Source organism: Streptomyces murinus, assembly GCF_002154555.1.
Taxonomy (GTDB): Bacteria; Actinomycetota; Actinomycetes; order Streptomycetales; family Streptomycetaceae; genus Streptomyces; species Streptomyces murinus.
The window spans coordinates 1-13,673 of record NZ_MUNF01000451.1; the positions used below are offsets into that span (position 1 = coordinate 1).

The following is a 13,673-nucleotide window of genomic DNA, read 5'->3' on the forward strand; positions in this document are numbered from 1 at the left end:
CCCTGGGCTGCGCCCCCGCGGGCACCGACCCGTACCAGACGGACAGCCCCGCCTCCTTGTGCGGCACGCTGGCCACGGGGGCGCAGCCCAGGGCGTGAGCGGGCATGAGGGGAGCGACCAGGGGGCGCGTCTTCCTCCCGCGGCGGCCCGTCCCCGTTGTACGGCGGCTGGGCGATCGAACCGCCGCCTTTCCGCTCGGCGGCATGTCGATCCGACGGGCGGATCCCGGTCGTCGGTCGGCACCCGGCGATGCCGAACCGGCCGCACTCGGAGCGCCTGCCGCACCTCGTCCAAAGCCTTCCGCCCGACCGGAGCCCCCATCGCGCCCCGACCGGAGCCGCTGCCAGGGCCGGGGCCCGACCCGAGCCGCCGCCAGGCCCCGGCAGACTCCCACCGGGCGCACGCCGGAGTCCCGCCGGGCCCGGGGCCTCGCGGGACTCCGGGCCCGGGCCTCGTGCCGTCCTACTCGCCCGCCGGGGCCGGACCGCCCTTGGCCGGCGGCGGGCTCTTGAAACCGTCGAAGCCGCGCTTGACGCGGCCGCCCAGATCGCCCGCGCCGCCCGCCAGATCGCTGACCAGCTTCATCAGCGGGTCCTTGGAGTCCTTGACATCGCTCGCGTAGCTCGCCGCGGACTCCCGGAAGGAGTCGCTGACCCTGGCGTCCTTGTCGTCGTCGCGGCGCGGGTAGTGGCCGTCCATGATCCGCTGGTAGTCCCGCGACTCGGCCCACTTCTTCAGCTCGGCGGCGCGCACGGTGGTGAACGGGTGCGAGCGGGGCAGCACATTGAGGATCTTCAGCACGGAGTCGCGCAGGTCGCCGCCGGAGTCGTACTCCTCGGCCTGCTCCAGGAACGCGTCCACGTTCATCTCGTGCAGGTGGTTGCCGCCCGCGATCTTCATCAGGCCGCGCATCGAGGCCCGTACGTCCTGGCCCACCAGCAGCCCGGCCCGGTCCGCGGAGAGTTCGGACTTGCGGAACCACTCCCGCAGCGCCGCGATGATCGCCATGATCGCGAGATTGCCCAGCGGGATCCAGGCGACCTTGATCGCCAGGTTCGTCAGGAACAGCAGCACGGTGCGGTACACGGAGTGCCCGGACAGCGCGTGGCCGACCTCATGGCCGACGACCGCGCGCATCTCCTCCTCGTCCAGCAGCTCCACCAGACCCGTGGAGATCACGATGATCGGCTCGTCCAGGCCGATGCACATCGCGTTCGGCTGCGGGTCCTGGGTGACGTACATCGGCGGGACCTTCGGCAGGTCCAGGATGTAGCAGGCGTCCAGCAGCATGTCGTGCAGATGACCGAACTGCCGTTCGGAGACGCGCACCGAGTCGGACAGGAACAGCAGCCGCAGGCTCCGCTCCGGCAGCAGTCCGCTCAGTGCCTTGAACACCTGGTCGAACCCGCTGAGCTTGCGCAGCGCCACCAGGGCGGACCGGTCCGCCGGGTGCTCGTACGCCCGCGAGGAGATCCCCGGAAAGCGCGTCCGCTGCCTGCTGGGCACCCGCTCGTGCCCGCCCTGCCGATCGCCGTCGTGCATGTCTTCCCCCAAGTGCGTGTGAGTGCGGTGAGCCCCCGAGGCGGGGTTCAGCCTAGGCGGAGATACCGTGGACGGGCAGACAGCCGAAGGAGTCCACGCCATGGAGCACCACCCCGCAGCCGCCCGGCTGACCGAGGCCGCAGCGAGCGCCGCCCAGCAGCAGGGGGGCGGAGGCGACATGCTCCGCATCGTGCTGATCGTGATGATCCTGGGCTGCGCGCTGACCGCCTGGTTCCTGCTGCGCGGCTACAAGCAGAAGGACGACTGAGGGGCGGTGGGAGTTCCCCGCCCCGGCCCCCGCGCTTCCCAACGGCGGAGTCGGCGTGATCGCCGAAGGACCGCCCGCATACGATGAGTCGACGTCTTTATCCCGCCCACACGCGATAGGTCCTGTCGAAGATGATGCTCACCAGCGCCGCAGCCCCGCTGATCTCCCTCGCCGCCGAAGAGGGCGGCCACCACGACAGCCTGAACCCCGCCGTCACCGGCGGCGCCGCCTTCATCATCCTGCTTCTCCTGCTGTGGATCACCACCCGCTTCAACCGCGACCGCTGAGCCGGGGGACCGGCCCCGGCCGGACGCCGAGGACCGGGCCGGTAGGGTCTGCACGCATGGGAGAGCAGGACATGCCTACCGGTCCGGCGCACGATGGCGCCGACGACGCCGACATGACCGACCAGCCGCAGTACCGCCGGCACCGGCCGGGCCACGGCCCCGCCCGCCCCGGCAAGCGGCGCCTGGGCGTCATGGGCGGCACCTTCGACCCGATCCACCACGGGCACCTCGTGGCGGCCAGCGAGGTCGCCGCGCAGTTCCAGCTGGACGAGGTGGTGTTCGTCCCCACCGGCCAGCCGTGGCAGAAGTCCCACCGCCTGGTCTCCCCGGCCGAGGACCGCTATCTGATGACGGTCATCGCCACCGCCGAGAACCCGCAGTTCTCCGTCAGCCGTATCGACATCGACCGCGGCGGCCCCACCTACACCGTGGACACCCTGCGCGACCTGCGCGCCCTCAACCCGGACACCGACCTGTTCTTCATCACCGGTGCCGACGCCCTCGCCCAGCTGCTGACCTGGCGCGACAGCGAGGAGCTGTTCTCCCTCGCGCACTTCATCGGCGTCACCCGGCCCGGCCACCACCTCAGCAACCCGGGACTGCCGGAGGGCGGCGTCTCGTTGGTCGAGGTTCCGGCGCTCGCCATTTCCTCCACAGACTGCCGTGCGAGAGTCGCCAAGGGCGACCCCATCTGGTACATGGTGCCGGACGGAGTCGTGCGCTACATCGACAAGCGCGAGCTGTACCGCGGCGAGTGAGCCGAGAGGGGCACCGGTGAACGACCGATACGACGCGGGACAGTACGAGATCGTCGGCTACGACGAGTACGGACAGCCCGTCTACCGCCAGGTTCCGGCGCAGCAGGCCCCGGGCGGCTCCGGGCCCGGGTCCGGAGCCGGAGCCTACGACCCCTATGCCCAGCAGCAGGGATACGGCTACGACCCCTACGGCACCGGCACCTCTCAGCCGGCGCGCCCGTACGGGTCGTACGGCACCGGGCAGCAGCCGCAGGTCCCGTCGTACCCCTCGGCCGACGGCTACTCCGACAACGATGGCTACCACGGCAACGAGGGCTACCACGGCAACGACGGCTACGGCGGTTACGACCCCTACGGGACCCAGGGCCAGGAGCACGGGGGGAATTCCGGGCATCCCGGGTACGACCCCTACGGGCAGGCGGCGAGCAGCGGGCAGCAGCCCCGGGTCGCCGAGCAGACCGCGCACATCCCCCAGCAGGCGCGCCCCCAGGACCCGCCCCGGCACAACCCCTACGCGGAACTCGCGAGCGACGACGACGGGGACGACGGCGACGCCGGGCACGCGGACGGCGAACCGGACTACCGCACCGAGCAGTTCGCGTTCGTGGAGGAGCCGGACGGCGACTCCGAGGACGTCATCGACTGGCTGAAGTTCACCGAGAACCGCACCGAGCGCCGCGAGGAGGCCCGCCGCCGCGCCCGCAGCCGGCTCGTCGCCCTCGGCGTCGTCCTCGCCCTGGTTGCGGCCGGCGGCGTCGGCTACCTCTGGTACGCCGGGAAGCTGCCCTTCCTGTCCTCCTCCGCCGGTGGCGGGGGCGCGGCCGTGGCGGCCGGCGCCCAGAAGCGCGATGTGATCGTCGTCCATCTGCACAACACCGGCAAACGCGGCACCTCCACCGTGCTGCTGGTCGACAACACCACCACCAAGCGGGGCAGCACCGTCCTGCTGCCCAACTCCCTGGCGCTGACCGACGACGACGGCTCCACCACGACCCTCGCCAAGTCGGTGGACGAGGACGGCTCCTCCGGCACCCGCGACCAGCTGGACACCGTCCTCGGCACCAACATCCAGGGCACCTGGCGTCTGGACACGCCCTACCTCCAGAACCTGGTCGACCTCGTCGGCAACATCGACATGGACACCAATGTCGCCGTGCCCGACCCGGACGCCAAGAAGAAGGGCGCCGAGCCGCTCGTCGCCAAGGGCGGCGATCAGACCCTCAGCGGCAAGATGGCCGTCGCCTACGCCACCTACCGGGCCCCCGGCGAGTCGGAGAACGCCCAGCTGGAGCGGTTCGGGCAGGTCATACAGGGCGTGCTGCGCAAGATCTCGACCGACGCCTCGGACGCCACGGTGACCGTGCAGAGCCTCGCGCAGATCCTCGACCCCTCGCTCACCGACAAGGACCTCGGCACCTTCCTGGCCAAGCTCGCCGACCTCGCCAAGGAGGGCGACTACAGGACGGCCCTCCTGCCGGTGCAGCCGGACGGCACGCTCACCGCCCAGACCAGCGACAGCGTGGTCAAGGACATCCTCGGCGGCACCGCCAAGAGCCCCGACGCCGGCAGCGCGGTCCGGGTCTCGGTGCAGAACGCCACCGGCGTCAAGGACGACACCGAGCAGGCCCGCGTGGTGCTCCTGAACGGCGGCTTCACCTTCCTGGAGGGCGGCAGCGGCGGCAGCAAGGCGACCTCGAAGGTCGTCTACCAGGACGCCTCGGACAAGCAGAACGCCACCGAGGTCGCCAAGACCCTCGGCCTGCCCGCGGGCTCCGTCACCAAGGGCTCGGTCTCCTCGGGCGCCGATGTCTCGGTGGTCCTGGGCCAGGACTACAAGCCGTCCGGCTCCTGAGCGCACGCCGGGGCGCCTTTCGCGAGCCGCTGCTCGCGCGGGGCGCCCTTGGCGATGCCTTTAATCACGTGGGGTGCCCCCGGCGGTCCGTGAGACCCTTGAGGTTCAGTGCCCGCCGACGGAAAGCCACGCAGTGACCGCCACCGATCGTTCCCTTGAGCTCATCCACACCGCCGCCCAGGCGGCTGCCGACAAGCTCGCCCATGACGTCATCGCCTACGACGTCAGCGACGTCCTGTCGATCACGGACGCCTTCCTGCTCGCTTCCGCGCCGAACGACCGCCAGGTCAAGGCCATCGTCGACGAGATCGAGGAGCGCCTCCAGAAGGAGCTCGGCGCCAAGCCGGTGCGCCGCGAGGGCGACCGCGACGCCCGCTGGATCCTGCTCGACTACGTCGACATCGTGGTCCACGTCCAGCACAGCGAGGAGCGTGTCTTCTACGCCCTGGAGCGGCTGTGGAAGGACTGCCCCGAGCTGGAGCTGCCGGCCGACGCCAAGGCCACCCGCGGCAAGGGCGAGGAGCACGCCAAGCTCCTGGAGTCCGAGGCCGACGGGGAGCCGGGCGGGCAGTGGTGATGAGCGCCACCGGTGAGGTGACCGACCGCCGGGACCGCGGCCGCCGCGTCATCCTGTGGCGGCACGGCCAGACCTCGTGGAACGTGGAGCGCCGCTTCCAGGGCAGCACCGACGTGCCGCTGACCGAGACCGGTGTCGGGCAGGCCCGCCGCGCCGCCCGGCTGCTGGCCTCCCTGCGCCCCGACGCGATCGTCTCCTCGGACCTGACGCGGGCCGCGGACACGGCCGCCGAGCTGGCCGCCCTCACCGGTCTCGACGTCACCCGGGAGGAGGGCCTGCGGGAGACCTACGCGGGCGTCTGGCAGGGGCTCACGCACGCGGAGATCATCGCCCGCCACGGCGACGAGTACGCCGCCTGGAAGCGCGGTGAGGCGATCCGCCGCGGCGGGGGCGAACTGGAGACCGAGGTCGCCGACCGGGCCGCGCCCGTCGTCCTGCGGCATGTGGAGAAGCTGCCGGTGGACGGCACCCTGGTGATCGTCAGCCACGGCGGCACCATCCGCACCACCATCGGCCGGCTGCTCGGCCTCCAGTCCCCGCACTGGGAGAGCCTCGGCGGCCTCTCCAACTGCTGCTGGTCCGTGCTGGGCGAGGGCGCGCGCGGCTGGCGCCTGCTGGAGCACAACGCGGGCACCCTCCCCGAGCCGGTCCTCGGCGACGACGACTGAGCCCGCGGCGGCGCCGCACACCCCGGATTTCACTTTCCGGCAGGTCACAGGCTAAAGTTCTTCTTGTTCGCCCCGCCGAGCGGGAAGAACACAGCAAGGGGCTATAGCTCAGTTGGTAGAGCGCCTGCATGGCATGCAGGAGGTCAGGAGTTCAATTCTCCTTAGCTCCACAGGAGGAAGATCCCGTCCCCGTCAGGGGGCGGGATCTTCTGTTTGTGCTACTGAAGCGTCGCTGACCGTGTCGGTCCCCTCATGGCAGAATCGGACGGCCGGAAGGGGGTGCGGTCCGACGGGAGCTGATCGATGGGTGCACACAGGCGGAAGTGCGACTGGTGCGGCAGCGGTACGCCCATCGTGCGCGACATGGAGCCGGTCAACGCCGACTACCAGTACTGGTGCGAGGAATGCGCGCGGGCGCTGATCATAAAAGGCGACCCCATCGAGACGTACCGGGAGCTGGAGGGCGAGCCGATCTACGGTCGCCTCCTGGAGGAGCACTGCACCCTCAAGCGGTTCTACTCCTTCGTCGCCGCCTGAGCCGATCATCGTAGAAACGGACATTCGCGACCAATTGGTCGCAGTGGAAACCGATTTGGCGCTCCGGCCCCGTGCCTGTAATGTTTACGACGTCGCCGGGGGAACCGGGCGGAGAAACAAAACAAGGGGCTATAGCTCAGTTGGTAGAGCGCCTGCATGGCATGCAGGAGGTCAGGAGTTCAATTCTCCTTAGCTCCACAGAAGTCGAGAGCGGATCATCCGGAAGGATGATCCGCTCTCGGCCTATTTGCACCCTGTGTCCCCGTCGGATCGACGCCTGCGGTACCCTAGGCGCCATGCGTGCCGTACGCCTTCTGCTTAGCGGGCCGCGCTGATCAGTACCGACCCCGGTGGTACCCGTGAGGTCGGCATCGGCGCGGCGTCCCCTCCTGCGTGAGGGGATTTTTCATTTCTGCTGGCAGAGACGATCGATGGAGCTTTGAGGATCATGAGCGAGACGAACCCCGCTGCCGCCGCGACCCCGGCGGAAGCCGCCCCGTACCGCTACACGGCCGCCATGGCCGCCGACATCGAGGCACGCTGGCAGGACTTCTGGGACGCCGACGGCACGTATGCCGCGGACAACCCCCAGGGCGACCTGGCGGGCGAGGACGCCGCCAAGCCCAAGAAGTTCATCATGGACATGTTCCCGTACCCCTCCGGCGCCGGCCTGCACGTCGGCCACCCGCTGGGCTACATCGCCACCGACGTCTACGCCCGGTTCCAGCGCATGACCGGCCACAACGTCCTGCACACCCTGGGCTTCGACGCCTTCGGCCTGCCCGCCGAGCAGTACGCCGTGCAGACCGGCACGCACCCGCGCGTGTCCACCGAGGCCAACATGGAGAACATGAAGGCCCAGCTGCGCCGGCTGGGCCTGGGCCACGACAAGCGCCGCTCCTTCGCCACGATCGACCCGGACTACTACAAGTGGACCCAGTGGATCTTCTTGCAGATCTTCAACTCCTGGTACGACGAGGAGGCCGGCAAGGCCCGCCCGATCGCCGAGCTGATCGCCCAGTTCGAGACCGGTGAGCGCGCGATCGAGGGCACCACGCGCGGCTGGAACGAGCTGAGCGCCACCGAGCGCGCCGACGTCCTGGGCGAGTACCGCCTGGCCTACGCCTCCGACGCGCCGGTCAACTGGTGCCCCGGTCTGGGCACCGTGCTGGCCAACGAGGAGGTCACCGCCGACGGCCGCAGCGAGCGCGGCAACTTCCCCGTCTTCAAGTCCAAGCTGCGCCAGTGGAACATGCGCATCACCGCCTACGCGGACCGCCTGCTGGCGGACCTGGAGGAGCTGGACTGGCCCGAGGCCATCAAGTTGCAGCAGCGCAACTGGATCGGCCGCAGCGAGGGCGCCCGCGTCGACTTCCCCGTCGACGGCGAGAAGATCACGGTCTTCACCACCCGCCCGGACACCCTGTTCGGCGCCACCTACATGGTGCTGGCGCCCGAACACCCCCTGGCCGACAAGTTCACCCCCGCGGCCTGGCCCGAGGGCACCCGCGAGGCGTGGACCGGCGGCCACGCCACCCCCGCCGAGGCCGTCGCCGCCTACCGCGCGCAGGCCGCCGCCAAGTCCGACGTCGAGCGCCAGGCCGAGGCCAAGGACAAGACCGGCGTCTTCACCGGTGTCTTCGCCGTCAACCCGGTCAACGGCGAGCAGGTCCCCGTCTTCATCGCCGACTACGTGCTGATGGGCTACGGCACCGGCGCGATCATGGCCGTACCCGCGCACGACACCCGTGACTTCGCCTTCGCGCGCGCCTTCGAGCTGCCCGTGCGCTGTGTGGTCGAGCCGACCGACGGCCGGGGCACCGACACCGCCGACTGGGACGACGCGTTCGCCTCGTACGACGCGAAGATCGTCAACTCGACGGGCGAGGGCATCACCCTGGACGGCCTGGGCGTCACCGAGGCCAAGGCGCGCATCACCGAGTGGCTGGAGCGCAAGGGCATCGGCCGGGGCACCGTCAACTTCCGCCTGCGCGACTGGCTGTTCAGCCGCCAGCGCTACTGGGGCGAGCCCTTCCCGATCGTCTACGACGAGGATGGCGTCGCGCACTCGCTGCCCGAGTCGATGCTGCCGCTGGAGCTGCCCGAGGTCGAGGACTACAGCCCGCGCACCTTCGACCCGGACGACGCGAACACCCAGCCCGAGACCCCCCTGTCGCGCAACGACGAGTGGGTCCACGTCACCCTGGACCTGGGCGACGGGCCGAAGAAGTACCGCCGCGAGACCAACACCATGCCCAACTGGGCCGGTTCCTGCTGGTACGAATTCCGCTACCTGGACCCGCACAACGACCAGAAGATGGTCGACCCGGAGATCGAGCGGTACTGGATGGGCCCGCGCGAGGGCCAGCCGCACGGCGGTGTCGACCTGTACGTGGGCGGCGCCGAGCACGCCGTGCTGCACCTGCTGTACGCCCGCTTCTGGTCCAAGGTGCTGTTCGACCTGGGGCACGTCTCCTCCGCGGAGCCGTTCCACAAGCTGTTCAACCAGGGCATGATCCAGGCCTACGTGTACCGCGACAGCCGCGGCATCGCCGTGCCGGCCGCCGAGGTGGAGGAGCGCGACGGCGCGTACTACCACCAGGGCGAGAAGGTCAGCCGCCTGCTGGGCAAGATGGGCAAGTCCCTGAAGAACGCGGTGACCCCGGACGAGATCGCCGCCGAGTACGGCGCCGACACCCTGCGCCTGTACGAGATGGCCATGGGCCCGCTGGACGTCTCCCGCCCCTGGGACACGCGCGCGGTCGTCGGCCAGTTCCGGCTGTTGCAGCGGCTGTGGCGCAACATCGTCGACGAGAACACCGGCGAGCCGACCGTGACCGACGCGGCGCCCGACGAGGACACGCTGCGCGCCCTGCACAAGGCGATCGACGGGGTGCGCCAGGACCTGGAGGGCCTGCGCTTCAACACCGCCATCGCCAAGGTCACCGAGCTGAACAACCACCTGACCAAGGCCAACACCGCCCTGCCGAAGTCGGTGGCCGAACCGCTGGTGCTGATGGTCGCCCCGCTGGCCCCGCACGTCGCCGAGGAGTTGTGGCGCCGCCTGGGCCACACCGACTCGGTCGTCCACCAGGACTTCCCGGTCGCCGACCCTCAGTACGTGGTCGATGACACCGTGACGTGCGTCGTCCAGATCAAGGGCAAGGTCAAGGCCCGCCTGGAGGTGCCCCCGGGCATCTCCGAGGAGGAGCTGGAGAAGGTGGCCCTGTCCGACGAGAAGGTCGTCGCGGCACTGGACGGCGCGGGCATCCGCAAGGTCATCGTGCGCGCGCCGAAGCTGGTGAACATCGTTCCGGCGTAATCACGACGCCTCTCGGGGTACTCCCCTACGGGCAGGTTCGGGGTTTTTCTGGAACCCCGGGCCTGCCCGTTGCGTTTACCGTTGAGGAGTGCCGCGACACGCGGCGCACCTGCCCGAGGAGGAGCGCCGTGGAAGCAGTGATCATCGTCATCTCCCTGTTCTTCCTGGCCTTCGTCGCCCTGGGCGCGTATGCCACGATCAAGGTGGTGAGCGCCGCCAAGCGCGGCGTGGACCGCACCATCGTCCAGGCCCGGCGCACCGTCGAGGACCACACGCTGCGCGCCAAGTCCTTTGCCCAGGTGGGCCCGGCCGCCGAGCTGGCCCAGCTGCGGCTCACCCTGCGCACCTCCATGCGCGCCACCCAGGACGCGCTGCACGCGGGCTCGGCCGAGGACGAGTCGCTGAAGGAGTCCCTGGGCCTCTTCGAGCGCCTCAGCGCTCATGGACATGAGCTGGACGCCGACCTCAAACGCCTGGAGTCCGAGCCCGACCGCGGCACGCTCGCCGCCCGGCTGCCCGGTCTGCGCGCCCGCACCGAGCGGATCACCCAGTCCGCCGACGCGCTGCGCTGGGCCGTCCGCGACCGCGCCCGCCGCTTCGCCGACGACGATCTCGGCACCCTCAGCGCCCAGATCGACATAGAGGCCGACGCCCTGCGCCACTGGACCCGGCCCGGCACCACCGACGAGCCGGCCCCGGAGCCCGCGCCGCACTCGCTGACCCCGCCGACGCCGCGCCCGTCGTACCCGTGGCAGAAGAGCCCCCGCCCGGAGAGCACCACCTGACCGTCGTCGGATCACCCGGGGGGCCGGGCTTGTCCGGGGGTTCGATCCGGGCTTGCGGGGGCCGGCCGCGGGCACACGTCAGGGGCCGGGCTGCCGTGCGTGCGCCCCGGCGGGTAACCTCCAGCTCATGTCCCGCCATGTCGCCATCGTCACCGATTCCACGGCCTACTTGCCGCACCGGACGATGGAGCGGCACGGCATCACGGCGGTCCCCCTGACCGTGGTCCTCGGCGACCAGGCGCTCGAAGAGGGCACCGAGATCTCCACCCGCGCCCTCGCCCAGGCCCTGACCAAGCGGCGCCCCGTCACCACCTCGCGCCCGAGCCCCCAGGTGTTCGCCGAGACCTACCGCCGGGTCGCCGAGTCCGGCGCGCGCGGCATCGTCTCCCTGCATCTGTCCGGCGAGTTGTCCGGCACCTACGACGCGGCCGTCCTCGCGGCCCGCGAGGCGCCGGTGCCCGTGCGGGTGGTGGACACCGGGATGGTCGCGATGGCCCTCGGCTTCTGCGCCCTCGCCGCGGCCGAGACGGCGGAGGCGGGCGGCACCGTGGACGAGGCCGTCACCGCCGCCGAGAAACGGGCCGCCGGCACCTCCGCCTACTTCTACGTCGACACCCTCGACTATCTGCGCCGCGGTGGCCGTATCGGTGCCGCCCAGGCCCTGCTCGGCTCCGCGCTCGCGGTCAAGCCCCTGCTCAGCCTCGACGGCGGCCGCATCGAGCTGCTGGAGAAGGTCCGTACGGCCTCGAAGGCGATCGCCCGCCTGGAAGAACTCGCCGCCGAGCGGGCCGGGGGCGCGGAGGTCGACATCGCCGTCCACCACCTGGCCGCCCCCGAACGCGCCGCCGCACTCGCCGACCGGCTGCGGGAACGGGTGCCGGGACTGGGGGAGTTGCACGTCAGCGAGGTGGGCGCGGTGATCGGGGCGCACACCGGGCCGGGGCTGCTGGGCGCGGTGGTCTCACCGCGGTGAGACCGGGACGAGGTGCGGCCGAGGCGGGGATGGGGGTCACTCACACGAGTGGCGAAGTTATCCACAACTCATCCGGTTTCCCCGGGAATTGACCAAGATCATCGCGAAGTGACGGGATGTCCGATCCTCGTCGCATGGCACTTCGATCACGTCCTCGCACCGTCACCCCGACCAGCGGCCCCGGCCGCGGTCCCGCCTCCGACATCCGCATGCGGCATCGCGCGTCCGAGCACCGCCGTGTCCGGCACCGCGCGCACGCACCCGCGGAGGATCTGCGGCGCCGTGCGGAACTCCTCTTCGGCGAACAGACCGTGCGACGGCGGGAGCCGGAGGGGCGGGAGCCGGATTCGCGTGAGCCGGAGCGCTGGGAGTCGGAACGCAGGGAGTCGGAACGCAGGGAGTCGGAACGTCGGGAGTCGGAACGCCGGAAGCCGGGGAAGGCGCCGCCTGCTTCGAGCACTCCCGCACCGGTGGACCGGCCGTCGGGGCACATGGGTCGCCCGTCGGAGCATATGGATCGGCCGCCGGAGTACATGGATCCGCCGCCCCCGGACTGGCGTGAGCGGGCCGGGACCGCGCTGCGGGAGCGGCTGCCGGTGTGGTTGCAGTCGCGATGCGGGGTGGAGCGGCGCGGGACCGTGGCGCTCGCCGTGCTGCTGGTGGTGGCCGCGCTCTTCGCCGTGCAGCACTTCTGGGTGGGCCGGCCGCAGTCGGTGAGCGCGCCCCAGGTGGTGCGCACACGGCCGACATACACGAAGGCACCCGGCGCGAGTGGGGACGTCGGGGGCGGCCCCGCGACTCCGGGCGGCCAGATCGTCGTGGACATCGGCGGCAAGGTCCGCGCTCCGGGGATCCGCCGCCTCCCCGCGGGTTCCCGGGTGGCCGACGCGTTGCGGGCGGCGGGCGGGGTCCGGCCCGGCGTGAACACCGACGGCCTCAACCGGGCCCGCTTCCTGGTCGACGGCGAGCAGGTGGTCGTCGGCGAGTCGGCGGCCGCCGTCGCCCCCGCCGGCACCGCGGCACCGTCCGGCCCGGCCGCGCAGGTATCTCTCAACACGGCCACCGAGGACCAGCTCGACACCCTGCCGGGAGTCGGCCCGGTGCTGGCCCGCCACATCATCGACTACCGCACCCGGCACGCCGGTTTCCGCTCGGTGGACGAACTCCGCCAGGTCAACGGCATCGGCGACCGCCGCTTCACCGACCTTCGCGACCTGGTACGACCATGAGCGCCACCCTTCCTCACCGCACCGGGCCCGACCCCGAGCCGGGCGCCGAGCCGGGCCCCCTGGATCTGCGCCTGGTACCACCCGCACTCGCCGCCTGGGCCACGGCGGCGCTCACCCTGGACGCCCCGGTGGACCGGACCGTGTGGATCGTGGCCGTCTCCCTGCTCGGCGGGATCGTCCTGCTGGGCGCGAGCCGGGCGGGTCCCGAGCCTCCGGGACCCCCGGGCCGCCGGTCCGGCTGGGCGCGAGCCTCCCTCGCCGCGGTGCTCCTCTGCGTCGCCGCGTCGGCCGCCTCCGCCGGGTTGCAGGGCGCGGACGTACGACGCGGACCTGTCCCCGAACTGGCCCGCCGCTCCGCCACCGTGACCGCCGACATCGAACTGACCGGAGACCCCTGGCTGAGCAGACCCCGGGTGCGCGGGGACCACACGGCTCCGGCGGCGGTGCTGATCCGGGCAAAGGTGCGGCGGGTCGAGGAGAGCGACGGGAGGAGCACGCGGACCCGGGCGCCGGTTCTGGTGGTGGTCGACGGAGGTGTGGCGGGGCCGGAGAGGAGTAGCGGACCGCGGTCGGAACAGGAGACTTCCGAGATCCCGGAGGTACCGGACCGGGTGCGTGGGGCGGCCGGAGACGGGTCGGCGCCGGCTGCCGGAGGTTCCAGGGCGCCATCGGACGGGGTGGCGGCGTCGGTGGAAGATTCCGGGGCGCCGTCGGAGAAGGCGGCGGCGCCGGCCGGAGGCTCCCGGGCGCGTGCCGGGCAGGCCGGCTGGCTGAGGCTGCTGCCGTCCACGCGGTTGCGGGTGGGTGGGCGGCTGGCGCCCGCTCTCGTCGGGGGTGACCGGACGGCGGCCGTGCTCAGGGTGCGGGGGCTGCCC

Annotated in this window: 12 protein-coding genes, 2 tRNA genes and 1 pseudogene; 14 read left to right on the top strand and 1 reads right to left on the bottom strand. The window is 71.5% G+C overall.

The annotated features are described in order from the left end of the window. Positions 1–462 precede the first annotated feature (462 nt). A complete protein-coding gene (locus CCN72_RS26010) occupies positions 463–1,542 on the bottom strand; it encodes a M48 family metallopeptidase (protein WP_086810093.1) in 1,080 nt (359 codons plus the stop codon). Between the two features lie 100 nt (positions 1,543–1,642). On the opposite strand from CCN72_RS26010, the gene CCN72_RS39755 reads away from it, so the two are divergent. From CCN72_RS39755 to CCN72_RS26075, 14 genes and pseudogenes are all read left to right on the top strand, one after another. Continuing rightward, positions 1,643–1,810: a hypothetical protein gene (locus tag CCN72_RS39755; RefSeq protein WP_086810095.1), complete on the top strand. Its 168-nt coding sequence runs from the start codon at positions 1,643–1,645 to the stop codon at positions 1,808–1,810. A 131-nt stretch (positions 1,811–1,941) separates the two neighbouring features. Then, on the top strand, positions 1,942–2,097 hold the full coding sequence (locus CCN72_RS39760) for a hypothetical protein (RefSeq protein ID WP_164932529.1): 156 nt from the start codon (positions 1,942–1,944) through the stop codon (positions 2,095–2,097). A gap of 56 nt (positions 2,098–2,153) precedes the next feature. Continuing rightward, entirely contained in the window at positions 2,154–2,855 is a 702-nt protein-coding gene (nadD, locus tag CCN72_RS26020; RefSeq protein WP_086810097.1) for a nicotinate-nucleotide adenylyltransferase, read from the top strand. 16 nt (positions 2,856–2,871) lie between these two features. Next, positions 2,872–4,707 carry a LytR C-terminal domain-containing protein gene (locus CCN72_RS26025; RefSeq protein WP_086810099.1) on the top strand — a complete coding sequence of 612 codons (1,836 nt, stop codon included), beginning with the start codon at positions 2,872–2,874 and terminating at the stop codon, positions 4,705–4,707. Between the two features lie 133 nt (positions 4,708–4,840). Next, the gene (rsfS, locus tag CCN72_RS26030) at positions 4,841–5,284 is read left to right on the top strand and encodes a ribosome silencing factor (protein WP_037655031.1); all 444 of its coding nucleotides are present in this window, start codon (positions 4,841–4,843) and stop codon (positions 5,282–5,284) included. Then, entirely contained in the window at positions 5,284–5,952 is a 669-nt protein-coding gene (locus CCN72_RS26035; RefSeq protein ID WP_086810109.1) for a histidine phosphatase family protein, read from the top strand. Before rsfS ends, CCN72_RS26035 begins: the two co-directional genes overlap by 1 nt. A 97-nt stretch (positions 5,953–6,049) precedes the next feature. Beyond that, positions 6,050–6,122, top strand: a tRNA-Ala gene (locus CCN72_RS26040). 133 nt (positions 6,123–6,255) lie between these two features. Then, positions 6,256–6,489, top strand: a complete 234-nt coding sequence (locus CCN72_RS26045) for a hypothetical protein (protein WP_037655034.1) — start codon at positions 6,256–6,258, stop codon at positions 6,487–6,489. A 125-nt stretch (positions 6,490–6,614) separates the two neighbouring features. Continuing rightward, positions 6,615–6,687, top strand: a tRNA-Ala gene (locus tag CCN72_RS26050). Between the two features lie 250 nt (positions 6,688–6,937). Then, the gene (leuS, locus tag CCN72_RS26055; protein ID WP_086810100.1) at positions 6,938–9,811 is read left to right on the top strand and encodes a leucine--tRNA ligase; all 2,874 of its coding nucleotides are present in this window, start codon (positions 6,938–6,940) and stop codon (positions 9,809–9,811) included. 128 nt (positions 9,812–9,939) lie between these two features. Continuing rightward, positions 9,940–10,596: a hypothetical protein gene (locus CCN72_RS26060; RefSeq protein ID WP_086810102.1), complete on the top strand. Its 657-nt coding sequence runs from the start codon at positions 9,940–9,942 to the stop codon at positions 10,594–10,596. Positions 10,597–10,723: 127 nt separating this feature from the next. Beyond that, complete coding sequence (locus tag CCN72_RS26065) at positions 10,724–11,569, top strand: DegV family protein (RefSeq protein WP_086810104.1); 846 nt, start codon at positions 10,724–10,726, stop codon at positions 11,567–11,569. Positions 11,570–12,102: 533 nt separating this feature from the next. After that, positions 12,103–12,798 carry a helix-hairpin-helix domain-containing protein gene (locus CCN72_RS41560; protein ID WP_341868894.1) on the top strand — a complete coding sequence of 232 codons (696 nt, stop codon included), beginning with the start codon at positions 12,103–12,105 and terminating at the stop codon, positions 12,796–12,798. Then, positions 12,795–13,673: pseudogene (locus CCN72_RS26075) on the top strand (hypothetical protein); the annotation flags it as partial. The gene CCN72_RS41560 and the pseudogene CCN72_RS26075, both read left to right, overlap by 4 nt.